The organism is Pseudomonas edaphica, assembly GCF_005863185.1.
Lineage (GTDB): Bacteria > Pseudomonadota > Gammaproteobacteria > Pseudomonadales > Pseudomonadaceae > Aquipseudomonas > Aquipseudomonas edaphica.
In genome coordinates, this window is sequence record NZ_VBVZ01000014.1 from 1 (window position 1) to 25526 (window position 25526).

Consider the following 25526-nt stretch of genomic DNA (forward strand, 5'->3'; position numbering starts at 1 on the left):
GAGCGCGAAGCGCTGGGCAACGTCAGCCTGCAGTTGGCCGACGCGTTGAATGACACCAGCCTGCTGGCCGATTGTGTGGTGCTGAACATGGTCTTGCACCATTTTGCGGCCCCCGCCGAAGCCCTCAAGCAGATGGCGAATTTGCTGCAACCGGGCGGCAGCCTGCTGGTCACAGATTTATGCAGCCACAACCAGAATTGGGCCAAGGAGGCCTGCGGTGATCTCTGGTTGGGTTTTGAACAGGACGATCTGGCCCGTTGGGCCACCGCTGCGGGACTCGTTCCCGGGGAAAGCCTCTATGTAGGTTTACGTAATGGTTTCCAGATCCAGGTCCGCCACTTTCAGCGACCGACTGGCGACACTCACCATCGGTAAATATCAGGAAAACATCGAGATGAGCGAATACTCCCTTTTCACCTCCGAGTCCGTGTCTGAAGGGCATCCGGACAAAATCGCCGACCAGATTTCTGACGCGGTGCTGGACGCCATCATTGCTGAAGACAAGTTCGCCCGCGTGGCGTGCGAGACTCTGGTGAAAACGGGCGTGGCGATCATCGCCGGTGAAGTCACCACCACGGCCTGGGTCGACCTGGAGCAGATCGTTCGTGACGTGATCACCGACATTGGCTACAACAGCTCCGACGTCGGCTTCGACGGCGCGACCTGCGGCGTGATGAACATCATCGGCAAGCAGTCCCCCGACATCAACCAGGGTGTGGACCGCGCCAAGCCTGAAGATCAGGGCGCCGGCGACCAGGGCCTGATGTTCGGCTACGCCAGCAACGAAACCGACGTGCTGATGCCGGCACCGATCACCTTCTCGCACCAGCTGGTACAGCGCCAGGCGCAAGCACGTAAATCCGGCGTGCTGCCGTGGCTGCGCCCGGACGCCAAGTCCCAGGTCACCTGCCGTTACGAAGGCGGCAAAGTGGTGGGCATCGACGCCGTTGTACTGTCGACCCAACACAACCCGGACGTGTCCTACGCCGACCTGCGTGAAGGCGTGATGGAGCTGATCGTCAAGCACGTGCTGCCTGCCGAACTGCTGACCAAAGACACCCAGTTCCACATCAACCCGACCGGCCAGTTCATCATCGGCGGCCCAGTGGGCGACTGCGGCCTGACCGGTCGCAAGATCATCGTCGATAGCTACGGCGGCATGGCCCGTCATGGCGGTGGTGCGTTCTCGGGTAAAGACCCATCCAAGGTTGACCGCTCGGCGGCCTACGCCGGTCGTTACGTGGCCAAGAACATCGTCGCGGCCGGCCTGGCCGAGCGTTGCGAAATCCAGGTTTCCTACGCGATCGGTGTGGCCCAGCCTACGTCGATCTCGCTGAACACCTTCGGCACCGGCAAGATCAGCGATGACAAGATCGTCAAGCTGGTGCGTGAGATCTTCGACCTGCGCCCTTACGCAATCACCACCATGCTCGACCTGCTGCACCCGATGTACCAGGACACTGCAGCCTATGGCCACTTCGGCCGTACCCCTGCGCAGAAGACTGTCGGCGACGACACCTTCACCACCTTCACCTGGGAAAAAACCGACCGCGCCAACGACCTGCGCACTGCCGCCGGCCTGTAAGCACGCGTTGCACCAAAAGCCCCGCCGGGTTCGCCCGACGGGGCTTTTTATTGCCTGCGCCGCGATAACCTGCGCCTTTTGACCTGCTGAGCGCCCAGGCTTTCAAAACGGCAAAAGAGCCGCTCAACAAAGGCTGTAACAAACTGGCTAAGTCCCAGGCCAAGGTCGATGCCGAGCAACAAACACAGGGCGCCAAGATGCAAAAGAACGATGCCGTGAAGGCATTGGGCGGCCTGTTCAAGTCACTGGAAACACCCGGTAAAAAGGCCCGCCCTGCCGGGGCTTTTTTGTGCCCGCCTGGATCACTTAGGCTGGGCGCCCCTTCCGAGCACGGATGCTCATCATGCGTTTACTGATTGCCCTTGTACTCAGCGCCCTGGCGTTTCTGGCCTGGGCCGAAGACTGCCCCGACGAGGCACGCTCGCAGGTCGGCACCCTGACGGAACAGATCAAGCTATGGGATGACAGTTACCACCGGCTCGGTCAATCTCCGGTCAGCGACGAGCTATACGACCAAGCGCGCCAGCGCCTGGCGCGGTGGCAGGCGTGTTTTGCACCAACGCCGTCGACGGCGGACAACCCGCTGGCTGGTGCGCGCGGCACACAGCCACATCCAGTCGCTCATACCGGCCTGGAAAAGCTGGTGGATGAAGAGGCCGTGGGCGAGTGGTTCAAGACACGCCAGGACGTCTGGGTGCAACCCAAGGTCGACGGCGTTGCAGTGACGCTGGTGTATCGCAAAGGCCGCCTGAGCCAGCTCATCAGCCGTGGTGACGGCCTGCTCGGTCAGGATTGGACAGCCACCGCGCACAAGATCCAAGGCATTGTCCAGCAATTGCCCGAGCCCATCGATCTGGTGCTGCAAGGCGAACTCTATTGGCGTCTTGACGATCATGTGCAGTCCGAACACGGCGGGCTCAGTGCTCGCAGCAAAGTGGCCGGGCTGATGAATCGCCGACAGTTAAGTGAGGCCGAGGCTTCCAGGATCGGGCTGTTTGTCTGGGCTTGGCCCGACGGCCCGGCAGACTTCAGCACGCGGCTGGCCACCCTGGCGCGCTGGGGTTTCACCGATAGCCGTCGCTACAGCCACCCCGTGCAAAACCTCACTGAAGCCGCGCACTGGCGCCGTTACTGGTACAACCATCCGCTGCCCTTTGCCAGCGACGGCGTGGTATTACACCAGGCCCTGCACGCGCCCGCCAACCGCTGGCAAGCCAGCGCGCCTTACTGGGCGGTGGCCTGGAAGTACCCGGTAACCAGGGCCTTGGCGCTGGTGCGCAAGGTGCAGTTCAAGATCGGCCGCACGGGGCGCATCACCCCCATTCTGGAACTGGAGTCGGTGCGACTGGACGACCGGCAAATCCGCCGCGTCAGCGTCGGCTCCTTGAAACACTGGCATGCACTGGATATCCGCCCCGGCGATCAGGTCTCCATCAGCCTTGCCGGCCAAGTGATTCCTCGGTTGGAGCAAGTGATCCTGCGCAACGAGACCAGGGTGGCGGTGCAAGTACCGGATGCGCGCAACTTCCACGCCTTGAGTTGTTGGCAACTGGACCCTGGCTGCGAAGAGCAATTGCTCGCGCGCCTGACCTGGCTGAGCAGCAACCAGGGACTGGCCCTGCCTTATATGGGCCGCGAGACCTGGAACGCATTGATCCAGGCCGGTCTAATCGCAGGCATTCTCGATTGGTTAACCCTGGATGCGGCAGAGCTTGCTAACATTGACGGCTTCGGTGATCGCCGCCGTGCCCGGGTGCTCGACAGCCTGCAAAGCGCGCGGCAACGGCCCTTTGCACAATGGCTAAAAGCCCTGGGCGTACCGCCTTCGGCGCGCAACGATCTGGAGGGTGGCTGGCAGGCCCTGGCCGCCAAAGACACGCAAGCCTGGCTGGCCACCGACGGCATTGGCCCGGGCCGCGCGGCGCAATTGAGCGCTTTTTTTCGCGACCCGCAAGTACAAGCGTTAGCTGAAACATTACGCGTGGCTGGAATTGACGGGTTTTAAGCCCAACCCGGCCACTTTTACTCCCGGCAGAATTCACCCTGCCATCCGATTGCGACCTTGGAGCCTCACATGAAATTTCTAGCCCCACTTGCCTTGTTGTCCACCGTAAGCCTGGCGAGCATGCCGCTGCTGGCCGCCGAAGAAGTGCCGGAACTCACCGGCTGCGCCGCCAAGCGCCAGGCCATCAGCGCACAAATCGAACAAGCCAAGACCCATGGCAACAGCGAACAACAAGCCGGCCTGGAAAAAGCCCTGAGCGAAGTCACCGCCCACTGCACCGATGCGTCCTTGCGCAAAGAACGCGAGAACAAAGTGCTCGACGCCAAGCACGAAGTCACCCGCCGTCAGGCCGACCTCGACAAGGCGATGAAAAAAGGCGATGCCGACAAGATCAACAAACGCAAAGACAAGCTGGCTCAGTCGCGCAAAGAACTGCAGGAGGCTGTCGACGAACTCGACAAATAAAACCGGTCAGTGGTCGCGAAACTGTTTATGGCAGGCCGTGCAGGCATCTTCGACTTTCTGCACCGCAGGCCCCAGGTTGCTGGCCTTGTAGGGCTGCACCTGGCTTGCGATTACCAATTCACCGGTAGCCGTTTCAAGGTTTCGGGCCAGCTCCTGGAAGCGTGCCTGCTGTTGCCACACAGTATCCTTGGCGCTGGTGTGATCTTCCTCACGCACACTCGGGAAATGCTTCCACGGTTCGTGGGACAACGCATCGAGCTTGACCGCGCCTTCGGCGAACTTCGCGCCGTCGAACGGGATACGCCCACGCAGCATGCCGCCCAGGTCTTCGCCGGTCTTGAGCATCTGTTTGAAGATGGCCTTGCGTTGGCCCAGCGGCGAATTAGGATCGACACCGCCGCAGGCGGACAAGGTCAGGCAGGCCAGCAATACCACGGTCAGTTTTTTAAAAGTCATGATGGCTTCAGGGTCACGGGAAACGGCGGCCAGTATCCTCGCCCCGCCCGCAAAGACCAATAGCCCTATTAATAATAAGGGTTGCCTGAATGCGCTGCGGCGCAGGCAACCGCTTCAGGAATTACGTGTATGAATGTCACCTTGAAACGCTGGAGCCGCCGAATGGTGTGGGCTCTGCCGATGGTTGCGCTGCTGGCCGGTTGCGATGGCGGCAAAGACACCGGCAAAAAAGATGAAGCGGCCAAGCCCCATGCCGTCGCCACCTATGTCAGTGCACCGTGGGAAGCGCTGCCGGCGGTTTCCGACAGCGACCTGCTGGCCGGGTTTGAATCCTGGCGCAGTGCCTGCCAGCGCCTAAAAGCTGATCCGGTGTGGGGCGCAACCTGTGCCGCCGCCGCCACCGTACCGGGCGATGCCGTAGCCGTGCGCGGTTTTCTCAAGGAGCGCCTGGATGTGTTCGGCCTGCGCTCGGCCGACAACACACCCAATGGCCTGATCACCGGCTACTACGAGCCGGTCTACCCCGGCAGCCTGACCGAAACCGCCACCGCCCATGTGCCGGTGTACGGCGTGCCGGACGACCTGATCATCGTCAACCTGGAAAGCATCTACCCGGAACTCAAGGGCAAGCGCCTGCGCGGCCGCCTCGAGGGCCGTGTACTCAAGCCGTATGACGACGCCAGCACCATCAACGGCCAAGGCTCCACTGCCAAGCCGATTGCCTGGCTGACCAACCCGATGGACCTGCAATTCCTGCAGATTCAAGGCTCGGGGCGTATTCAACTGGCCGGTGGGCGCCAATTGCGCGTGGGCTATGGCGACCAGAATGGTTACCCGTACCGCCCGATCGGCCGCTGGCTGGTGGAGCAAGGCGAACTGAAAAAAGAAGACGTGACCATGGGCGCCATCAGCGCCTGGGCCAAGGCCAACCCGCAGCGCATTCCGCAATTGTTGGCGAGCAACCCCAGCTACGTGTTTTTCAGCGCCCGCCCGGACAGCAACGAAGGCCCGCGCGGCTCACTGAATGTGCCGCTGACGGCGGGTTACAGCGTGGCGGTAGACCGCAAGGTGATTCCGCTGGGCAGCCTGTTGTGGCTGTCGACCACCAAACCCGATGGCTCGCCCATCGCACGGCCCGTCGCCGCGCAGGACACCGGCGGCGCGATCACCGGCGAAGTGCGCGCAGACTTGTTCTGGGGCACCGGTGACGCGGCGGGTGAGCTGGCGGGGAATATGAAGCAGCAGGGGCAGATCTGGATGCTGTGGCCCAAGGGCGCGGCGTTGCCCCACGTGCCGGATGCGCCAGCTGGCACCTGAATAACGCTGAAGAACCCATGTGTGCGGGCTTGTGTGGGAGCTGGCTTTTGTGGGAGCTGGCTTGCCTGCGATAGCATCACCGCGGTGTCACTGACATACCGAGGTACCCGAATCGCAGGCAAGCCAGCTCCCACAAAAGCCAGCTCCCACAGGGGATTACGTCAAACCTCTAGATCGACACAAAAAAGAAACTCGCAATCAACGCCATCCCTGCAAACCACACCAGCGAACGCAGCATCGCCCAGTCGGCCAGGTAGCAAATGATGTACAGCAGCCGACTGGTGATAAACAGCACGGCCAGTACATTGATGGTCACCAGCGACGCCGTACCGGCCAGATGCGCGATGATTACCGCCGCTGCAAACGCAGGCGTCACTTCAAAGCTGTTGAGCTGGGCATTGTGGGCGCGCTTGGCGACGCCTTCGACGGTATCCAGGAAGGCACGCGGGTCGTGGTTCTGCCGCGGGCCGAACTTGCCACCGCTGAACTTGGCCACCCCCGTGCACAGGTAAGGCAGGAATATTGCGATCAACACACACCAGAAAGCGGCCGTCATCATGGATTCCTTTTTTTGTTTTAAATAGAAATTAGAGTTTTAGCACTATCACTGCAAAATCGCACTCACCGGCTATGAACCGAGGCGCGCCGAAAGGTTCTATCAGGCTTTTAGCCGGCGCCTTGAAACATCCCGCCGCTGTTGCGGTCCATCCCAGCAATAACGACCTTCCCTCACTTCCAAGGACCTCGGATGCTTGAACTTGTCGCCGCCTTTATTTGCCTTACCACCCTGCTCACCTATGTGAACTACCGATTTATCGGGCTGCCGCCCACGATCGGTGTGATGGTCACGGCCCTGCTGTTCTCCCTGATTTTGCAAGGCCTGAGCCTTATCGGCTACCCAGGCCTCGAAGAACGTATCCAGCAGTTAATCGGCCAGATCGACTTTGGCGACTTGCTGATGAACTGGATGCTGTCATTCCTGCTGTTCGCCGGCGCCTTGCACGTCAACCTCAACGACCTGCGCAGCTATCGCTGGCCCATCGGCCTGCTGGCGACCTTCGGCGTATTGATCGCCACCGTGGTCATCGGCAGCCTGGCGTACTACATCTTTGCCCTGTTCGGCTGGCACGTCAGCTTCCTCTACTGCCTGCTGTTCGGTGCACTGATTTCGCCCACCGACCCGATTGCGGTGTTGGGCGTGCTGCGAACCGCCAACGCCTCCAAACCACTGAAAACCACCATCGTCGGCGAATCGCTGTTCAACGACGGCACCGCAGTGGTGGTGTTTACGGTACTGCTGGGCATCGCACAGCTGGGCGAAACACCGACCGTCGGCGCCACGGCCATGCTGTTCGCCCATGAAGCGATTGGCGGCGTGGTGTTCGGCGGGCTGATCGGCTACTTGGTGTACCTGATGATCAAGAGCATCGAGCAGCATCAGATCGAAGTGATGCTGACTCTCGCGCTGGTGATCGGCGGTTCGGCAATGGCGACCGAACTGCACGTTTCGGCGCCGATTGCCATGGTGATGGCCGGGCTGATCATCGGCAACCTGGGGCGCAAGCTGGCCATGAACGACATGACCCGCCGCTACCTCGACGGCTTCTGGGAGTTGCTCGATGACATGCTCAACGCCCTGCTGTTTGCACTGATCGGCATGGAGCTGCTGCTGTTGCCGTTCAACTGGCTGCACGTACTGGCCGCCAGCTTGCTGGCCGTGGCGATCCTGGCCTCACGCCTGCTGACCGTGGCCCCGGCGATCCTGTTGCTGCGCCGCTGGCGCACGGTGCCACGCGGCACTATCCGCATTCTCACCTGGGGTGGTTTGCGCGGTGGCGTCTCGGTAGCACTGGCGCTGGCCCTGCCGCTTGGCCCGGAACGCGACTTGCTGCTGAGCATCACCTACATCGTGGTGCTGTCGTCGATCCTGTTGCAGGGTTTGAGCATCGGCAAGCTGGTCAAGCATGTGACCAAAGATGAGCCTGCACCGCCAACCGAGGCTCACTGATTGAGGCCGGCGGCGGATTCATTTCGCCGCCGGCGCCTGCGATCAATGGGCCTGCACGATGATCTGGCTCTTGAGGTCATTGAACATCGCCTCGATCATCGGCTGCATACTCTTGAACCACTCAGGGCTGCACACCGCTTCGGGGTGGTTAAAGGCAAGCGTGCGGGAAACCAGCACGGTATTGCCGCTGCGCTCATAACTGGCGTCGTAGGTTACATCCGCGCCCTTGAGCGAAACGGTCTTGGGCAGCGCCAGAATAGTCAACGACGCGGGGAACTCGAAGCGGGCCTTTTCAACGCTCTCGCCGGCAAAGCAGGTGAAGTTCTGCACCCGCTTCTTTTCTACCGACAGGGCCTGCACATCCTGGGCGATATAGCTTCCCAGGCGACTGAGTGCCGGTACACCGATCGGCCCAGGCACGTTGACGAGGTTTTCCGTGCGCCCGGCCAACGTGGTGTTGAAGCCGGACGCAGTACCTTCCAGCGCATCTGTTTGCAGGGTGCCGTTGCCCGCCTGGCCTGAGCTGCGCAGCATTTTCTGGATCATCTGATCACGCTCCGCCGGCTGCTGAGACCTGATCCAAAAACGCGTCGCTTCGGTACGCCAACCCTCGGCGAGGGACGTTTGCGTAAAGTCTGCCGCGCCCTTGTCATCGACCTTGAACACCAATTCACTCGATAGCTTGCTCGGTTGAGTGGCCGGGGTACGTGCCAACTCGCCAGTACGCGTCAACAACACCGGCTTGTCCAAGTCCTGCAGTGGCAAGTAACCGGCAGCGATGAAACTGGCGGTGGAGTCCAGGTAGAGGTCCAGGCTTGGCACATAGGTGATCGCATGGTTGAGCACGCGTAACGCCGCCACCTTGGGCAAAACATAGGCATTGCCGGCGTTGATCAACACCGGTGAGCTGTCGATGCCAACGGCCTTGAGCATGGCTTCCAGCAGGGCCACATGGTCCTTGCAGTCGCCGTAACGGTTGTCCAGCACCGATTGCGCCGGGTGCGGCACCACGCCGCCGGCGTCGATGTACACCGCCACATAACGGATGTTCTTGCGCACCCAATCGCTGAGCACCAGGGCCTTGGCCCGAGGCGTTGGCTGGTCGGCGGTGAGCCTGTGCGCCAATTCGGTGATTTGCGGTGTGACCTCAACCTTGGCACGTGCCTCGTAAGCCCTGGCCAGGTCTTTGTAGGTTGCAAAGGTCGAAACAGCGAGGAGTTGGCCATAGTCGGTGTAGGCCACCGCGCCTTGTTCGGGCCGGGTTTTGTCGGCCGGCACGTAGTCCCATCGGTACACCTTACGCCCAACCGCTGCGGCCGAAGTGGAGGCTTTGAAACCCCGGGCCTCGGCGTACAAAGGCTTGTCGGCCGGCAAGTCGTAGATCAGGGAGTAATCCAGCGTGGGGCTCAAGCTCGCCGTGGAGAAGTCGGTAAACTCGCCAGGAAACAGCGCCGTGTGGCGTATTCGCTTGTAACGCAAGCTCAGACGATCACCCACTGCCACCTCAGGAAAAATCACCACCTTGACCCGCGAATCCTGAAACATCGGAGCATTGGCCGAGGCCTGCTCCTGTTGTTCCCTGATCTGTGGCGCGGTGACCATTACCCTGCGCCCATCGGGCTTGAGCGTGAACGCCTCGATAATCTCCAGGCTATCCAATGAGCGGTTGTAACTGACCGCTTGCTGGGCACTGGACCTGATGGCCCGCTCTTCGTTGATCAGCACGACCTTATCGGCATCCACCACATAGCTGCCGTCGGCATTGATCACGTAGCGCTGAGTTTGCTTTTCGATGGTCACGGAGCGATCCGCAGCATCATCCTTGGCCTGTGCCACGCCGAAAACGCCCACCGCCAATACCAGCGTGCACCAACTGCGCCCCCGCAAAAAAGGGAAAGTCCGCATAAAGATCCTTCTTTCATGAATGGAAAGCCGCGCAGCGACTTTGCCATTCATTTATGACGAATCAGCTTACTCGTCCTTGTTCACCCGCTGGGGATGGCGCGGGTCTGCGGGCTTGCCCGGCAAGCTGCTCTCACTGCGAATCTGCGCATGGCTGATCAACGCAAAGATAAAACTGCCGCCGATGATATTGCCCGCCAGTGTCGGGCCGGCGAACACCAGCCAGAAGTCCTTCCACGGCAGTTCGCCGGCAAACACCAGGTACGACACTTCCGCCGAACCGACGACGATGTGGGTGAAGTCCCCCAGCGCCATCAGGTAAGTGATCAGGATGATGATGAACATCTTCGCGCTTTCCATGGACGGGATCATCCACACCATGGTGGCGATCATCCAGCCGGAAATAATGCCCTTGGCGAACATCTGGCCGGGGTCGTTTTCCATGACCTTGCGGCCGATTTCGAGAAAGGCCATGTCGGTCTTAGTGTCGAAGATCGGCAGGTGCAGCATCACGTAGGCCACCAGCAAGGTGCCGCACAGGTTGCCCACCAGCACCACCGTCCACAACCGCAACAGGCGGCCGGCATTGGCCAGCGTCGGCTTGCTCATCACCGGCAGCACGGCGGTCAGGGTGTTTTCGGTGAACAGTTGCTGGCGCGCCAGGATCACCGCAAGAAAGCCCGCGCAATAACCAAAGCTGGCGATCACCTTGAAGCCTTCGCCATCCGGCAGGCGCGAGTTGAGCAGGCCCATGCCCATCAGCGACAGGCCCATGGTCAGGCCCGCCGCCAACGCCGACCACCACAACGCAGCCACATTGCGCTCCAGTTCCTGGTCGCCCTGAGTGCGGATGATTTCGTGCAGAACCGCCGCGCGGGGCGGCTGGTTCTCGTCGACGTCCTGTTGCTCTTCCTGCGACAGGTTGGGGGTTTTGCCGTCTGCTTGCGTAGCCATGGTGGTACCTGAACAAGGGGATGCGGTTCAGGTACGACCTGTCTTCATTCGCGAGCGTTCAATGCCCGCTGACGCAAGCCGTGCAGTTACTCATCCTGAAACTGGTCTTTCACATACTTGATTTCAGTACGCCCGTGCGGTGCCGGCAAACCGTCTTCGCCCAGGTTGACGAAGACCATTTTCTCCACAGTGAGGATGCTCTTGCGGGTGATCTTGTTGCGCACTTCACAGGTCAGGGTGATCGAGGTGCGGCCGAACTCGGTGGCGGTGATGCCCAGTTCGATGATGTCGCCCTGGCGCGAGGCGCTGACGAAGTTGATTTCGGAGATGTACTTGGTCACCACACGCTGGTTGCCCAGTTGAACAATCGCGTAAATGGCCGCTTCTTCGTCGATCCAGCGCAGCAGGCTGCCGCCGAACAGGGTGCCGTTGGGGTTGAGGTCTTCGGGTTTTACCCATTTGCGGGTGTGGAAGTTCATGGTCACTCCAAAGCGTCTTGCGAAATGATGGGCAACATCATGGCAGAGCCCGCGCCCAAGCTCTATGCGCCATTGCCTATCACGCCCATGCACGATCTGCATGTGGCCGACAGAAAGGCTTGGGAAGTGCCGCGCACACGGCTATAATCGCCACCGCTTCAAAACGGTCATCTTCGATTGATACCGTTCTCCCGCCACCTGTCCGAGGGGCGCTGCAGCAGGTTCAACCTGTCAGGCTCGGATGGGGCGTTGTTCGGCCTGGTTAGCCAGCTGGATACTAAACGCACAACGGCGCCCATTCGCACACTACGAATGGAGGCTCTTCATGAGCGCTGTAATCACGCCTGCAGGTTTTACCGACTACAAAGTCGCCGACATGTCCCTCGCTGCCTGGGGCCGTCGCGAAACCTTTATCGCCGAATCCGAAATGCCAGCCCTGATGGGCCTGCGCCGCAAGTACGCCGCTGAGCAGCCGCTCAAAGGCGCGAAGATCCTCGGCTGCATCCACATGACCATTCAGACTGCCGTGCTGATCGAAACCCTGGTTGCCCTGGGCGCCGAAGTACGTTGGTCGTCCTGCAACATTTTCTCGACTCAGGACCAGGCCGCTGCTGCTATCGCTGCTGCCGGTATCGCGGTTTACGCCTGGAAAGGCGAGACCGAAGAAGAGTACGAGTGGTGCCTGGAGCAAACCATCCTCAAAGATGGCGCGCCATGGGATGCCAACATGATCCTCGACGACGGCGGCGACCTGACCGAGCTGCTGCACAAGAAATACCCGCAGATTCTGGACCGCGTTCACGGTGTGACCGAAGAAACCACCACTGGCGTACACCGCCTGCTGGACATGCTGGCCAAGGGCGAGCTGAAAATCCCGGCCATCAACGTCAACGACTCGGTGACCAAGAGCAAGAACGACAACAAGTACGGCTGCCGTCACAGCCTCAACGATGCCATCAAGCGCGGCACCGACCACCTGCTGTCGGGCAAGCAAGCCCTGGTAATCGGCTACGGCGACGTGGGCAAGGGTTCGTCCCAGTCTCTGCGTCAGGAAGGCATGATCGTTAAAGTCTCCGAAGTTGACCCGATCTGCGCCATGCAAGCGTGCATGGACGGTTTCGAAGTGGTTTCGCCGTTCATCAACGGCCAGAACGACGGCACCGAAGCGAGCATCGACAAAGCCCTGCTGGGCAAGATCGACCTGATCGTGACCACCACCGGTAACGTGAATGTTTGCGACGCAAACATGCTCAAAGCCCTGAAGAAGCGCGCTGTAGTCTGCAACATCGGCCACTTCGACAACGAAATCGACACCGCTTTCATGCGCAAGAACTGGGCATGGGAAGAAGTGAAGCCGCAGGTACACAAGGTTCACCGTACCGGCGCTGGCGATTTCGACCCGCAGAATGACGACTACCTGATCCTGCTGGCTGAAGGCCGCCTGGTTAACCTGGGCAACGCCACCGGCCACCCAAGCCGCATCATGGATGGCTCGTTCGCCAACCAGGTACTGGCGCAGATCTTCCTGTTCGGCCAGAAGTACGCCGACCTGTCGCCGGCCCAGAAAGCCGAGCGTCTGACCGTGGAAGTACTGCCGAAGAAACTCGACGAAGAAGTGGCCCTGGAAATGGTCCGCGGCTTCGGCGGCGTGGTGACTCAACTGACCAAGACCCAGGCCGACTACATCGGCGTGACCGTCGAAGGTCCGTTCAAGCCGCACGCTTACCGTTACTGATCGGCCCAGTGCCAGCTGCCATAGGGGAGCTGGCTTTTGTAGGAGCTGGCTTGTCGGATCGCCGCACCGCTGCGATAGCATCGCCTCGGTATTGCTGAAAAACCGAGGTGCCTGCATCGCGGGCAAGCCCGCTCCCACACCGGTATTCTGAGTTTCCATAGGTACGACCATGTCCCAAGACCGTCGCTACAGCTTCGAGTTTTTCCCGACCAAGACCGATGCTGGGCATGAAAAACTGATGGCGACTGCCAAGCAGTTGGCCAGCTACAACCCCGACTTCTTCTCCTGCACCTACGGCGCCGGCGGCTCGACCCGTGACCGCACGATCAACACCGTGCTGCAGCTCGAAAGCGAAGTCAAAGTTCCCGCCGCTCCGCACTTATCGTGCGTGGGCGACAGCAAGGCCGACCTGCGCAGCCTGCTGACCCAATACAAACAAGCCGGCATCAAGCGCATCGTCGCCCTGCGTGGCGACCTGCCGTCCGGCATGGGCATGGCCAGCGGCGAGCTGCGCTACGCCAATGACCTGGTGAGCTTCATCCGTGAAGAAAGCGGCGATCACTTCCATATCGAAGTGGCGGCTTACCCGGAGATGCACCCACAGGCGCGTAATTTCGAAGACGATTTGCAGAACTTCGTGCGCAAGGCCAATGCCGGTGCCGACAGCGCGATCACCCAGTACTTCTTCAACGCCGACAGCTACTTCTACTTTGTCGAGCGTGTACGGGCCATGGGTGTGAATATCCCTATCGTGCCGGGCATCATGCCGATCACCAACTACAGCAAGCTGGCGCGTTTCTCCGACGCCTGCGGTGCTGAAATCCCACGCTGGGTGCGCAAGCAACTGGAAGCTTATGGCGATGACGTCAAGAGCATCCAGGCGTTCGGCGAGCAGGTGATCACACAGATGTGTGAACAATTGCTGCAAGGTGGCGCACCAGGGTTGCACTTCTACACCCTGAACCAGACTGAACCCAGCCTGGCTATCTGGAACAACCTCAAGCTGCCACGCTAAGGCTTGTTTGGTAATGCCAAGGCCCTCGTTTATACGAGGGCCTTTTGCTTTTAATGCGCCACATCAACTTGCCCGCGAATGCGTGTGCCAGAGCTTCTCTTTAGCGCAGGAGCATCGTAACCTCAGGGGATGCCCGTCATTCTCAAGCTGTTGACCGCTGTGCTTTTTGCTTGCCTGAGCTTCACCGCTTACGGCGAGAAATTGCGCGTTGTCACCGAGCCTTGGGCACCTTATGTGTACGACGACAACGGCAGCATGCGCGGCCTGGATTACGAAACCACGATGATCGTGTTCCAACGCCTGGGGGTGGAGGTGGAGTGGCAATTCCTGCCCTGGAAACGTTGCCTGGCCATGCTGGACCAGGGCCACGCCGATGGCGCACTGGATATTTTCCACAGCCATGAGCGCGATGCTTTACTGCTTTACCCCAGCGAACCGTTGTCGGCTGTCGAGTTCGTGCTGTTCTATGCCAACGACCGCCCTCATCCGGCCCAGACCCTGGATGGCCTGCGCGGGCTGACGGTCGGCACGTCACCAGGCTATCTGTATGGCGAGGCCTTCAGCGAATCCAGCCTGTTCGACCGCGAGCCGGCGCCCAGCCATGAGGCCAACTTCGGCAAACTGTCGCTGGGCCGCATTGACCTGGTGATTACGGACCGTCGAGTCGGCCAGCATGTGATCAAGGCCATGGGCCTGGAAGGCAAGGTCAGCCAGGCGCCGCTGGTGGTCAGCCGCCAGCCGCAATTTTTAGCCGTGCGCCGTGGCGCCGGCATGGACCTGCTGGTGCAACGCTTTGCCGCCGAGCTCAAGCGCTTCAAGCAAGAGCCTGCCTACGCAGCCTTAAGCGCCAAATATGGCGGAATCCAAGCCAATACAGCCCCTGAACACACCGTTGAGCAGCAGGAAAGCGGCGCGCCGTGATTGCTCTGTTATACTCCGGCCTTTCCGCCAGGCTCACGCCCGGCCGCTGAGGTCTTGAAAAAGGCACCTAACCCAGCTACTGCGCAGCTTTCAGCCCGCGCGAGCCGGTGGAGTGCCCGCCAGACGCAGCAGGACCGGACGGGGTTGCGCTCCCCTAAGCGCCATTCACGCCCGGCAAGATTATCCCTTTGGGCCAAGCCCTAACTAAAACAGGATTACTCATGTCCTTTGCTTCCCTCGGTCTCTCCGAGGCTTTAGTCCGCGCCATCGAGGCAGCGGGCTATACCGAGCCTACTCCGGTGCAACAGCGGGCCATTCCCGCCGTGTTGCAAGGTCGCGACCTGATGGTTGCGGCGCAGACAGGTACTGGTAAAACCGGTGGTTTCGCCCTCCCGATTCTGGAGCGGTTGTTCCCCAACGGTCACCCGGACAAATCCCAGCGTCACGGCCCGCGCCAACCGCGCGTACTGGTCCTGACCCCAACCCGCGAACTCGCCGCCCAAGTGCACGACAGCTTCAAGCTGTACGCCCGCGACTTGAAGTTCGTCAGCGCCTGCATCTTCGGCGGCGTCGGCATGAACCCACAGGTTCAGGCCATGTCCCGTGGTGTTGACGTGCTGGTAGCCTGCCCGGGTCGTTTGCTCGACCTGTGCGGCCAAGGCAGCGTCGATTTGTCCCACGTGGAAATCCTCGTGCTGGACGAAGCCGACCGCATGCTCGACATGGGCTTTGTCCATGACGTGAAAAAGGTCCTCGCCCGCCTGCCGGCCAAACGTCAGAACCTGCTGTTCTCGGCAACGTTCTCCCAAGACATCACCGCCCTGGCCGGCAAGCTGCTGCACAACCCGGAACGCATCGAAGTCACGCCGCCGAACACCACGGTCGAGCGTATCGAGCAACGCGTATTCCGCCTGGCCGCCAGCCACAAGCGTTCCCTGCTGGCGCACCTGATCACCCACGGCGCGTGGGAGCAGGTGCTGGTGTTTACCCGCACCAAGCACGGCGCCAACCGCCTGGCCGAGTACCTGGACAAGCACGGCCTCACCGCCGTCGCCATTCACGGTAACAAGAGCCAGAACGCGCGCACCAAAGCCCTTGCCGATTTCAAGGCCGGCACTGTGCGCATCCTGGTCGCCACCGATATCGCCGCGCGCGGCCTGGATATCGACCAATTGCCACACGTGGTCAACTTCGAGCTGCCGAACGTCGATGAAGATTACGTGCACCGTATCGGCCGTACCGGCCGTGCCGGTCGTTCGGGCGAGGCCATTTCCCTGGTCGCTCCGGACGAAGAAAAGCTGCTGAAAAGCATCGAGCGCATGACCAAGCAGAAAATCGCCGACGGCGACCTGATGGGCTTCGACTCCAGCGCCGTGGAGGTCGAAAAGCCTGAAGCGCGCGAGCGTCCGGACGTGCGTAACCCACGCAACCCACGCGGTCCGAAGGGCGATGGCCCGAACGGCGGCGGTGGTGGCGGTGGCCGTCGCGACAAGGGCAAAGATAAAGGCGGCAAGGAAAAAGCGCCTACCAACGGCCGTGGCGAACGCCCAGCCCGTGAGCAGAAGCCCCGTGAAGGCACCCCGGCCCGCGAACAGCGCCAGCCGAGCCAGCCGCCACGTGCCGCTGCCGACCGCGCCCCGGACGAGTTCCTCGACGACGATGTGGATAACTTCGGTAACCGCGTTGACTACGTGCCTCAGGCCAAGCCGGCCCAAGGCCGTGGCCGCCGTCCTGGTGCCCCGGCACAAGGTGCGGGCGCAGGCACGGGTGCTCCACGTGGCGGCCAGCCACAGGGCGGTCGTCAAAATGGCCCGCGCAACAGCAGCGGCGGTACCACCGGTACGCCACCTGCCAAGCGCAACGGCCCGCGTAATGGCGCCCCCCGTGACGGCCAGGCCCGTCGTGAAGACTCGCGCAGCAACAACCGCCGTCCGGCCCGTGACGACCAGCCACGCTTGTCGGAACCCGCCGTGCAGAACCCGCGCGGTGGTCCGGCGCCGAAGATCATCCACAAGGAGTCGAAAGCGGATCGCTTCCCGACACCTGAGCAGCTGGATCAACTGCCAGGCCGCCCTCGTGGTGAAAAACCAGCGCTGCTGACCCGCAACCGCTGAGTTTTCGACGCTAACAAAAACGCCCCGATTAATCGGGGCGTTTTTGCATCCAGGCGTTAGCTTATTGATCAGCCACTTCACCGGCCTTATGAAAAAGCTTGGCAAAGATCATCCAGCGACCGTCAACTTTCATCAGGTTCAAATAATCAACCATCACGTTATTGAACAAGCGCAAGCGCACTTTGACGATGGCCATTTCCGGCGACATCACGTCAATCATCAATACCTCATCAAGCTGCGGAAAACCGCCTTCCTGCGGCGACTTGCGGCCTTGAACCATGGTCCGGTATTCCTCGAACGGCCGCACGACCACGGTCGAGTTCTGTGCGCTGTATAACACGCAGCCACGATGAAAGACTTGATCGAACGTATTCAAATCCTGAGTTTGCAACACACTAAAGTAATCGTTCAGAAACGCTTGAATCTCATCAATCATGGCGCACAACTCCCGACAGTTTCAACACGGTGTTATTTGAATAAATAACTTGCCGCCATTATTGATAGCCCACTCATTTCACGTATAGCGGCTATTATTAGGCTTTTCTGTGAAAGGAATTCACACTTTGAAACTGCCTCCCCTTGCCGCGCTGCGTGCTTTCGAGGCCTTGGCCCGACTGGGCAAAGTGAACCTGGCCGCCCTCGAACTGCACGTGACCCACAGTGCCGTCAGCCATCAGATTCGCGCCCTTGAAGAGTACCTGGGCCTCGCTTTGGTCATGCGCAACAAGCGCACGCTGATGCTGACGGATGAAGGCCGCGTGTATGCCTACCAGATCAGGCAGGGGCTGGGCGAAATCGCCGGGATCACCGAAAAACTGATGGCAAAAACCAGGCACCCACAGCTGACCGCTTCGGTGCTGCCTTCCTACGCCATGCATTGGTTGTTGCCGCGCCTGCATGATTTCAGGGCGGCTCACCCCGAGCTGCACTTGCGGCTGGAGTCGAGCATGGAGTTCGCCAGCTTCGAGCAAGGCCCGCTTGATTGCGCGATTCGCTTCGGTCATGGCCAGTGGCCGGATGTGCATTGCGAAACGCTGATGGGTGACTCATTGCTGGTGGTCGCCGCGCGCGACTTCAACCACGGCGTGCTGCCGGACACGGCGCAAGCCGTCCTTGAGCAGCCATTGCTGCACGCCAGTGAGAGCTGGCCGATCTGGCTGGGCGCCGCAGGTATCGAGGGGCAACGTCCGCAAGCGCCGCTGGAGTTCACCGATTCCACGTTGATGCTCGAAGCCGTGCGGCTCGGGCACGGCGTCGCGCTGACACGCCGCTCGATTGCCCATGCACTGATTCAACGCGGGGAGCTGGTCCGGCTCACCGACATTGAACCGGCGCACACCTCACGCTATTACATAGTCTGGCCTGCGGGCAGCAAACCGTCGGCGCAGTTGACCTTATTGCACACTTGGCTCAAGGGCCAAGTGACGACGTATCAAGAAAGCCTTTGAACAGCGCACAGCAAAACGCCGACCCTGAGGTCGGCGCTTGGCGTTTGAAACAGCGAAATAATTACTTCGCTTTTACGCCTTCAAAAGTCACGTACAGCTCAACAGTGTTGGACGCTGGGCCCAGGTCCATCTGCTTGCCGAAGTCCTGACGGTTGAAGCTGGTAGTGCCTTCAAAGCCGGCACGGTAGCCGCCCCATGGATCCTTGCCTTCGCCCAGGAACGTGGCCTTGACCACGATCGGCTTGGTCACGCCATGAAAGGTCAGGTCGCCAGTCACGTCGGCAGTAACTTGGCCTGCAGCATTTTTACCGGTGGTTTTGACACTGGTGGAGACGAACTTGGCATCGGCAAACTTGCCAACGTCCAGGAAGTCTTTGCTGGCGATGTGCTTGTCACGTTCGGCGTGGTTAGTGAACACGCTGGCGGTACGGACGTTGAACTCGATTTTGCTGTCTTCAGGCTTGGCGGCGTCAAAGCTGAACTTACCGTCCAGATCCTTGAAAGTACCGGTGATGAAGCTATAGCCCAAGTGGCTGATCTTGAAGTCAACGAAGGCGTGCTGGCCTTCCTTGTCGACAACATAATCAGCGGCCATCGCCGAACCTGCGGACAGCAGTGCGGAACCGATTGCCAGAGCGGCGAGAGTCTTTTTCAACATGCTTTCTATTCCTTGTGAGTCGAGGTTGAACATCAGGCTTTGCGTCCCAGCATTCGTGTCAGGGTCGCATCACGATCGATAAAGTGGTGTTTAAACGCGGCCACGCCATGCAAACCGGCGAAGACCACCAACACCCAGGCCAGGTACAAATGCACCAAGCCGGCGTTGTCTGCCTGGTCCGGTAGCCCGGAAACCACGGCAGGAATCTCAAACAGGCCAAACACCGGGATACCGACACCGTCTGCGGTGGAAATCAGGTAACCGGCGATCATCACGGCAAACAGCCCGAGATACAGGAACGCGTGGCCAAACGCAGCGCCAATACGCGTCAAGCGGCTGTAGCTGGCCAAAGGTGGCGGTGGCGGGCTGACAATGCGCCAGACGATACGCACCAGCATGATGGCGAACAGCGTGATGCCAATGCTCTTGTGCAGGTCGGGCGCGTCTTTGCGCCAGGCGCTGTAGTAGTCGAGGCCGACCATCCACAGGCCCAGCGCGAACAAACCGAACACCACCAGGGCTACGCCCCAGTGCAAAACAATGCTGACCCAGCCATAACGGGCCGATGAATTACGTAGCTGCATGTCCCAAATCCCGTAAGAACTGTGCCCAAGACTAGCGATTTACCTATCGAATTAAAGCGGAAAATTTCGCTTTGAAATATCGAGAAATACGATCAAGAGAGTATGCACAGTACGTTAACAATGGATTAAGGACTATTCCTGATAAACGTGACAGATCGTCCTGCCTTTACTGCCAATTCATCCGTAATGGGTTGTGACGCCGCCTGGCATTGCATAGGCTTGCGCGATTGTTTCGCCTGCGCCGGGCGCAGGGCCGCTTCGAGGAGATAACCGATGGGCTTGAATAACCAGTGGATGCAACGCGACCTCGCGGTGCTGTGGCATCCCTGCACCCAGATGAAAGACCACCAGCAACTGCCGCTGATCCCGATCAAACGTGGCGAAGGCGTATGGCTGGAAGACTTCGAAGGCAAGCGCTACCTCGATGCCGTCAGTTCCTGGTGGGTCAATGTGTTCGGCCACGCCAACCCGCGCATCAACCAGCGCATCAAGGACCAGGTGGATCAGCTGGAACACGTGATCCTCGCCGGTTTCAGCCACCAGCCGGTGATCGAATTGTCCGAACGCCTGGTGGCGATGACGCCTGAAGGTTTGACCCGCTGCTTCTATGCCGACAACGGCTCGTCGTGCATCGAAGTCGCGCTGAAGATGAGCTTTCACTATTGGCTCAACCGTGGCCTGCCGAACAAGAAGCGCTTCGTCACCCTGACCAACAGCTACCACGGCGAAACTATTGCCGCGATGTCCGTGGGCGATGTGCCATTATTTACCGAAACCTATAAAGCCTTGCTGCTCGACACCATCAAGGTGCCAAGCCCGGATTGCTACCTGCGCCCCGAGGGCATGAGCTGGGAAGAGCACTCACGCAACATGTTCCTGGCCATGGAACAGACCCTGGCCGAAAACCACGACAGCGTCGCCGCCGTGATCGTCGAGCCGCTGATCCAGGGCGCCGGCGGCATGCGCATGTACCACCCGGTGTACCTCAAGCTGCTGCGTGAAGCCTGCGACAAATATGGCGTGCACCTGATTCACGACGAAATCGCCGTCGGCTTCGGCCGCACCGGCAGCATGTTCGCTTGCGAGCAAGCCGGCATCCGACCGGACTTTTTGTGCTTGTCCAAAGCCCTCACCGGCGGTTACCTGCCATTGGCGGCGGTCGTCACCACCGACGATGTGTACGACGCCTTCTACGACGACTACCCGACGTTGCGCGCCTTCCTGCATTCCCACAGCTACACCGGCAACCCGCTGGCGTGCGCGGCGGCCTTGGCGACTTTGGATATTTTCGAAGAAGACAACGTCATCGAAAACAACAAGGCCCTGGCCCAGCGCATGGCCACCGCCACCGCGCACCTGGTGGACCACCCGCACGTGTCGGAAGTGCGCCAGACCGGCATGGTGCTGGCCATCGAGATGGTTCAGGACAAAGCCACCAAAACCGCCTACCCGTGGCAGGAACGCCGTGGCTTGAAGGTGTTCGAGCATGCCCTGGAGCGCGGTGCGCTGCTGCGGCCGCTGGGCAGCGTGGTGTATTTCCTGCCGCCGTATGTGATAACGCCGGAACAGATCGACTTCCTGGCTGAAGTCGCCAGCGAAGGGATTGATATCGCCACCAACAGCACTGTCAGTGTTGCGGTGCCACAAGATTTTCACCCAGGCTTTCGGGATCCGGGTTAATTGAGTTCACTCAACTGATCGGGTGTCGGGTCTACCGCTATCGCGGGCAAGCCCGGCTCCCACAGGTTTTGTATGATCGTTCCCACGCTCCGCGTCCGCTCTGCACACCACTTCCAGAGAACAGAAATGAGACTGTCCCGCTTTTTCACCGACACCCCGCTCAGCATCGGCGACCATGAATTGCCCGAAGCCCAGGCGCATTACATCAGCCGCGTATTGCGCATGGGTGAAGGCGACGCCGTACAACTGTTCGACGGCTCCGGCCAGGAATTCCTCGGCACCTTGCTGGAAGTCGGGAAAAAACGCGTTACCGTGCAACTCACGGAACGCTTTGCGGGCCAGACCGAATCACCGCTGCACATCCACCTCGGCCAAGGCCTGTCCCGGGGCGAGCGCATGGATTGGGCGATCCAGAAAGCCACCGAATTGGGTGTGAATAAAATCACGCCGATCTTCAGCGACCGCTGCGAAGTACGCCTGAAGGACGAACGCGCCGACAAACGCCTGCTGCACTGGCGCCAAGTGGCGATCAGCGCCTGCGAGCAATGCGGGCGTTCGACAGTGCCGGTGATTCACCCGCCGCTGTTACTGGCCGACTGGTTGAAGCAAGCCGAGGCGGATTTGAAGCTGGTGCTGCACCCGGTGGCCGAGCCGATGGTCAGCCACGCCAAGCCATCGAGCCTGGCGTTCCTGATCGGGCCTGAAGGTGGGTTAACCGACGCAGAAGTCGCAACCGCCCAAGCTGCCGGCTTCCACGCCGCCCGCCTCGGCCCGCGGGTGCTGCGCACCGAAACCGCGCCAGTCGTGGCATTGAGCGTGGCCCAGCAACTCTGGGGCGACTTCTAACCTCGCCCGATCGTTCCCACGCTCTGCGTGGGAAAGCCTCCTGTGACGCTCTGCGTCACGACCTCAAATTGGGACGCAGAGCGTCCAAGGCTGCATTCCCACGCGGAGCGTGGGAACGATCATTGCGGCTATCACTCCACCGGGTCACTCACCGGCTTGGCAATAATCGCTTTCAACTCGCTGGTCATCGGAAACTCCAGGTTCAGGCCCTTGGGCGGAATCGGCTGTTCAAACCAACGCTGGTAAATCCCGTTGATCTCCCCGGAGCGGTACAGGTCGGCGAGCGTTTCGTTGACCACCGCTAGAAACTGCGGGTCGTCCTTGCGCAGCATGCAGCTGTAAATCTCCCGCGACTGTTCCTTGCCCACCACCACCCAGTGGTGCGGGTCTCGGGCCTTGGCGCGCTCACCGTAGAGCAACGCATCGTCCATGTAGAACGCCACTGCGCGGCCGGTCTCGAGCATTTTGAACGCTTCGCCATGGTCCTTGGCGCTGATCACAAACATATTGGCTTTGTGGTCGGCGTTGTAGCGCTTGAGAAAGCGTTCATTGGTGGTGCCGGCCGTGGTCACCACATTCCTGCCCTTGAGGTCTTCAAAACCCTGGATGCCACTGTCCTTGGCGGTCAGCAGTTGGCCCTTCACATAGATAAACCCGTAGGAAAACGCCACCTGCCTCTGCCGCTCGGCGGTGACACCGGTGGAACCGCATTCAAGGTCGACGGTGCCGTTTTGCACCAGCGGAATACGGGTCTGAGAGGTCACCAGGTTGTACTTAACATTCAGCTTGGCCACCCCGATTTTCTGCTGGATGCGCTCAACGATCTTGCTCGCCAACTCCACCGAATAGCCCATGGGCTTGCCACTGTTGTCGCTCACGTAGGAAAACGGCACCGAGGCATCGCGATACCCCAAGGTGATCGACTTGGCATTCGCGATTTTGCTCAAGGTGCCGTCCAGCGGGGCTTCATTGGCCTGAACCTGTGCGCCAAACAGCAGCCCCAGAGTGCAGCCGGTCAACAGGATTTTTTTCATTGTTATTCTCCGTTGCTGGTGATGAATCCAATTATGCAGCGCGGGGCGTGAGGCCCTGCATATCAATGGAAGGCGCGTGCTCGCTGATCAGTTCGGCCAGCAATTGCCCGCTGCCGCAGGCCAGGGTAAAACCCAGGGCACCGTGGCCCAGGTTCAACCACAGGTTTCGATAGGCGCTGGCGCCGATCAGCGGCACGCCGGTGGGCGTTGCCGGGCGCATGCCGGCCCATTCGACCGCGTGGGTGTAATCGCCGGCCGTTGGGAATGTCTCCATGGCCTGGCGTTTCATCAGCGCCAGACGCTTGGGCTCAAGGCCTGCATCAAAGCCGACGATATCCACCATGGCCGCGACCCGCAGTTGCTCGCCGATGCGCGCATACACGATCTTGCGGTCATAGTCGGTGACACTCACGTTCGGCGCCTGGTGATGCGCGCCAATCGGCACGTTCAGGCTGTAGCCCTTGAGCGGATACAGTGGCAATGACAACCCTGGCAAACCCAATTGCGCGCTGCGATGCCCGGCCGCCAGCACCAGTTGATCCACCGCCATCACCTCGTCACCCAACTCGATGGCCTGCACCGCGCCGTCGGCGTGGCGTATGCGAGTGACCTCGCGGCCCAGCAAAAACCTGCAGCGCCCCGAGGCTTCGAGCCGGGCCGCCAGCCGTTGGCAGAAGGCGTGACAGTCAGCCACCTCCTCGTTCGGCGTGTAGATGCCACCGAGAAAGTCGGCGCCCATTAACGCTGGCTCCAAGTGTGCGCAATCGGCCACGGACAACACTTGCTGCTGCACGTTATTGCTGACCTTGCTGCGCGCATGCTCAAAGGAGGCGGCGTTACGAAACGTCACCAGTTTGCCGTTGCGGCGCCAGTCGAAACCTTCCAGTCGATCGCCTTCGCGCCATTGCTCCAGCGTGGCCTGGCTCAAGGACGCCAGGCGCAGCAGGTGCGCGGCATTGCGCGTGTTCACCGAGCCACGGCAGGCGCCGATAAAGGCCGCCATCCAGCGCCATTGCTGCGGGTCGAGACGCGGGCGCAGCTTCAGCGGCGAATCACCGCGCAGCAACCAGCCGATGGCTTGCAGCGGCACACCTTTGTCGGCCAACGGCGCGACATAGCGGTAGGACAGTTGCCCGCCATTGGCGAAACTGGTCTCGCTGCCGAGGCTGTCCCGCGTGTCGATCACTGTCACCTCATGGCCTGCACGCACCAGGGCATAGGCGCTTGCCAAGCCGATAACGCCACCACCGATGATGCAAACCCGCTTGGCCATTGCTGCCACCCGCTATTGAATTGACTGGCACCAAGCCTAGGGCCAGGTGACAGGTCGCCGACAATGAATAAAGATGGGTCATCTATAAACAAAGGTTATGGACTTGCCATGCGCCTGCGTCATATCGAAATCTTCCAGGCCATCCGCCAGACCGGCTCCGTCAGCGCCGCCGCGCAGCTGTTGCACGTCTCGCAACCGGCGGTGACCAAGGTGCTGCAGCACGCCGAGTTGCAGTTGGGCTTTGCGCTGTTTTTACGGGTGCGCGGCAAACTGCAGCCCACACCGGAAGCGCTGGCGCTGGAAAGCGAAGTCGAGAAAGTCACCGAAAGCCTGCAAGGCGTGCGGCGCCTGGCCAAGAGCCTGCGCCGTGAGCCGGGCCAAAGTGTGCGTATTGGTGCGATTCCGGCACTGGCCCTGTCGCTGCTGCCGCCGGCGATTCTGGAATGGAAGCGCGACTACCCGGACATTGCCTGTGAGCTGTCCAGCGACCACAGCCGCGAGCTGGTGCAGAAGCTGTTGATGCGTGAGATTGACCTGGCGCTGACGCTGAACTTCTCCGGCCATCCTGGGCTGACCACGCAAGTGCTGGCCAATGGGGTCTTGGTGGCGTTGGCGTCAAAGGGTTATTGGTCGGATGCCGAGCTGAGCACGCCCCTGCCATTGGCGGACCTGGCGGGTGCGCCGTTGATTGGCCTGTCGAGTGCCGACCCGTTGGCCGCCAAGCTCGACAGCTACCTGGAAAACGTCGACCCACCGCCACGGGTGAGCATTGCCGTACAGACCTATTCCCTGGCCCGGGCGATGGTGGAGTCAGGTGCCGGGTTGACGGTGATCGACCCGTTTACCGCCCTCGGCGCGTCAACGGCGACCACCTGCATTCGCCCGCTCACGCCGCCGTTGCCGATCACCCTGTACGCCCTGACCCGCGCTGATGAGCCACCGCCACATATGTTGGCGAACCTGTTGGACATTTTCGGCAACCGAGCGCGAGAGCTGCTGGAACGCTTGTAATGTGGGAGCTGGCTTGCCTGCGATAGCGGTATTGAA

Annotated in this window: 24 protein-coding genes and 1 riboswitch; of the genes, 14 read left to right on the forward strand and 10 right to left on the reverse strand. The window is 60.6% G+C overall.

Annotation, left to right across the window (positions count from 1 at the left end):
• From FEM54_RS01860 to FEM54_RS01875, 4 genes are all read left to right on the forward strand, one after another.
• Positions 1–375, forward strand: a 375-nt coding sequence (locus FEM54_RS01860; RefSeq protein ID WP_138449253.1) for a class I SAM-dependent methyltransferase, incomplete at its 5' end; no start/stop codon positions are given.
• Positions 376–394: 19 nt separating this feature from the next.
• Positions 395–1585 (forward strand): methionine adenosyltransferase, encoded by a 1191-nt coding sequence (gene metK / locus FEM54_RS01865; RefSeq protein ID WP_099550362.1) that lies wholly within the window; start codon positions 395–397, stop codon positions 1583–1585.
• 343 nt (positions 1586–1928) lie between these two features.
• The gene (gene ligB / locus FEM54_RS01870; protein ID WP_138449254.1) at positions 1929–3590 is read left to right on the forward strand and encodes an NAD-dependent DNA ligase LigB; all 1662 of its coding nucleotides are present in this window, start codon (positions 1929–1931) and stop codon (positions 3588–3590) included.
• 69 nt (positions 3591–3659) lie between these two features.
• Positions 3660–4055 carry a DUF1090 domain-containing protein gene (locus FEM54_RS01875; protein ID WP_138449256.1) on the forward strand — a complete coding sequence of 132 codons (396 nt, stop codon included), beginning with the start codon at positions 3660–3662 and terminating at the stop codon, positions 4053–4055.
• A gap of 6 nt (positions 4056–4061) precedes the next feature.
• Here the strand turns inward: FEM54_RS01875 and FEM54_RS01880 are convergent, their stop codons facing one another.
• A complete protein-coding gene (locus FEM54_RS01880) occupies positions 4062–4511 on the reverse strand; it encodes a c-type cytochrome (RefSeq protein WP_017139404.1) in 450 nt (149 codons plus the stop codon).
• Between the two features lie 129 nt (positions 4512–4640).
• Between FEM54_RS01880 and mltA the strand changes: the two genes are divergently transcribed.
• Positions 4641–5828: a murein transglycosylase A gene (gene mltA, locus FEM54_RS01885; RefSeq protein ID WP_017139405.1), complete on the forward strand. Its 1188-nt coding sequence runs from the start codon at positions 4641–4643 to the stop codon at positions 5826–5828.
• Positions 5829–5997: 169 nt separating this feature from the next.
• Here mltA and FEM54_RS01890 read toward each other — a convergent pair whose 3' ends face one another.
• Positions 5998–6384, reverse strand: a complete 387-nt coding sequence (locus tag FEM54_RS01890) for an MAPEG family protein (protein ID WP_138449257.1) — start codon at positions 6382–6384, stop codon at positions 5998–6000.
• 192 nt (positions 6385–6576) lie between these two features.
• Here FEM54_RS01890 and FEM54_RS01895 point away from each other — a divergent pair, with 192 nt between their 5' ends.
• Positions 6577–7836 (forward strand): cation:proton antiporter, encoded by a 1260-nt coding sequence (locus tag FEM54_RS01895; RefSeq protein WP_138449259.1) that lies wholly within the window; start codon positions 6577–6579, stop codon positions 7834–7836.
• 42 nt (positions 7837–7878) lie between these two features.
• Here FEM54_RS01895 and FEM54_RS01900 read toward each other — a convergent pair whose 3' ends face one another.
• The 3 genes from FEM54_RS01900 to FEM54_RS01910 all read right to left on the reverse strand — a co-directional run bounded on the left by FEM54_RS01900 (position 7879) and on the right by FEM54_RS01910 (position 11171).
• Complete coding sequence (locus tag FEM54_RS01900) at positions 7879–9741, reverse strand: DUF3857 domain-containing transglutaminase family protein (protein ID WP_138449260.1); 1863 nt, start codon at positions 9739–9741, stop codon at positions 7879–7881.
• Between the two features lie 66 nt (positions 9742–9807).
• Positions 9808–10692 carry a formate/nitrite transporter family protein gene (locus tag FEM54_RS01905; protein ID WP_138449262.1) on the reverse strand — a complete coding sequence of 295 codons (885 nt, stop codon included), beginning with the start codon at positions 10690–10692 and terminating at the stop codon, positions 9808–9810.
• Between the two features lie 86 nt (positions 10693–10778).
• The gene (locus tag FEM54_RS01910) at positions 10779–11171 is read right to left on the reverse strand and encodes an acyl-CoA thioesterase (protein WP_016977737.1); all 393 of its coding nucleotides are present in this window, start codon (positions 11169–11171) and stop codon (positions 10779–10781) included.
• Positions 11172–11369: 198 nt separating this feature from the next.
• Positions 11370–11475: riboswitch (S-adenosyl-L-homocysteine riboswitch) on the forward strand.
• Positions 11476–11496: 21 nt separating this feature from the next.
• Here FEM54_RS01910 and ahcY point away from each other — a divergent pair.
• The 4 genes from ahcY (at position 11497) to FEM54_RS01935 (ending at position 16956) form a co-directional block, all read left to right on the forward strand.
• Complete coding sequence (gene ahcY, locus FEM54_RS01915) at positions 11497–12906, forward strand: adenosylhomocysteinase (protein ID WP_017139412.1); 1410 nt, start codon at positions 11497–11499, stop codon at positions 12904–12906.
• Between the two features lie 169 nt (positions 12907–13075).
• Positions 13076–13921: a methylenetetrahydrofolate reductase [NAD(P)H] gene (gene metF, locus FEM54_RS01925; RefSeq protein ID WP_017139413.1), complete on the forward strand. Its 846-nt coding sequence runs from the start codon at positions 13076–13078 to the stop codon at positions 13919–13921.
• 129 nt (positions 13922–14050) lie between these two features.
• A complete protein-coding gene (locus FEM54_RS01930; RefSeq protein WP_099550357.1) occupies positions 14051–14842 on the forward strand; it encodes a substrate-binding periplasmic protein in 792 nt (263 codons plus the stop codon).
• Positions 14843–15063: 221 nt separating this feature from the next.
• Complete coding sequence (locus FEM54_RS01935; RefSeq protein ID WP_138449265.1) at positions 15064–16956, forward strand: RNA helicase RhlE2; 1893 nt, start codon at positions 15064–15066, stop codon at positions 16954–16956.
• Positions 16957–17017: 61 nt separating this feature from the next.
• Here the strand turns inward: FEM54_RS01935 and FEM54_RS01940 are convergent, their stop codons facing one another.
• Positions 17018–17392, reverse strand: coding sequence for a nuclear transport factor 2 family protein (locus tag FEM54_RS01940; RefSeq protein ID WP_017139416.1), 375 nt, complete (start codon positions 17390–17392; stop codon positions 17018–17020).
• Between the two features lie 127 nt (positions 17393–17519).
• Between FEM54_RS01940 and FEM54_RS01945 the strand changes: the two genes are divergently transcribed.
• Positions 17520–18404 carry a LysR substrate-binding domain-containing protein gene (locus FEM54_RS01945; protein ID WP_099550356.1) on the forward strand — a complete coding sequence of 295 codons (885 nt, stop codon included), beginning with the start codon at positions 17520–17522 and terminating at the stop codon, positions 18402–18404.
• Between the two features lie 61 nt (positions 18405–18465).
• On the opposite strand, the gene FEM54_RS01950 is transcribed toward FEM54_RS01945, so the two are convergent.
• Both FEM54_RS01950 and FEM54_RS01955 read right to left on the reverse strand, forming a co-directional pair.
• Entirely contained in the window at positions 18466–19062 is a 597-nt protein-coding gene (locus tag FEM54_RS01950) for a YceI family protein (RefSeq protein ID WP_026013867.1), read from the reverse strand.
• Positions 19063–19094: 32 nt separating this feature from the next.
• Positions 19095–19646 (reverse strand): cytochrome b, encoded by a 552-nt coding sequence (locus FEM54_RS01955; RefSeq protein WP_099550355.1) that lies wholly within the window; start codon positions 19644–19646, stop codon positions 19095–19097.
• Between the two features lie 273 nt (positions 19647–19919).
• Between FEM54_RS01955 and FEM54_RS01960 the strand changes: the two genes are divergently transcribed.
• Complete coding sequence (locus tag FEM54_RS01960; RefSeq protein WP_099550354.1) at positions 19920–21326, forward strand: adenosylmethionine--8-amino-7-oxononanoate transaminase; 1407 nt, start codon at positions 19920–19922, stop codon at positions 21324–21326.
• 126 nt (positions 21327–21452) lie between these two features.
• Positions 21453–22172, forward strand: a complete 720-nt coding sequence (locus FEM54_RS01965; RefSeq protein WP_138449267.1) for a 16S rRNA (uracil(1498)-N(3))-methyltransferase — start codon at positions 21453–21455, stop codon at positions 22170–22172.
• A 131-nt stretch (positions 22173–22303) separates the two neighbouring features.
• Here the strand turns inward: FEM54_RS01965 and FEM54_RS01970 are convergent, their stop codons facing one another.
• Entirely contained in the window at positions 22304–23206 is a 903-nt protein-coding gene (locus FEM54_RS01970) for a transporter substrate-binding domain-containing protein (protein WP_138449269.1), read from the reverse strand.
• Positions 23207–23237: 31 nt separating this feature from the next.
• Positions 23238–24479 (reverse strand): D-amino acid dehydrogenase, encoded by a 1242-nt coding sequence (locus tag FEM54_RS01975; protein WP_138449271.1) that lies wholly within the window; start codon positions 24477–24479, stop codon positions 23238–23240.
• Positions 24480–24587: 108 nt separating this feature from the next.
• On the opposite strand from FEM54_RS01975, the gene FEM54_RS01980 reads away from it, so the two are divergent.
• Positions 24588–25490: a LysR family transcriptional regulator gene (locus tag FEM54_RS01980; RefSeq protein ID WP_017139424.1), complete on the forward strand. Its 903-nt coding sequence runs from the start codon at positions 24588–24590 to the stop codon at positions 25488–25490.
• Positions 25491–25526: the final 36 nt, after the last annotated feature.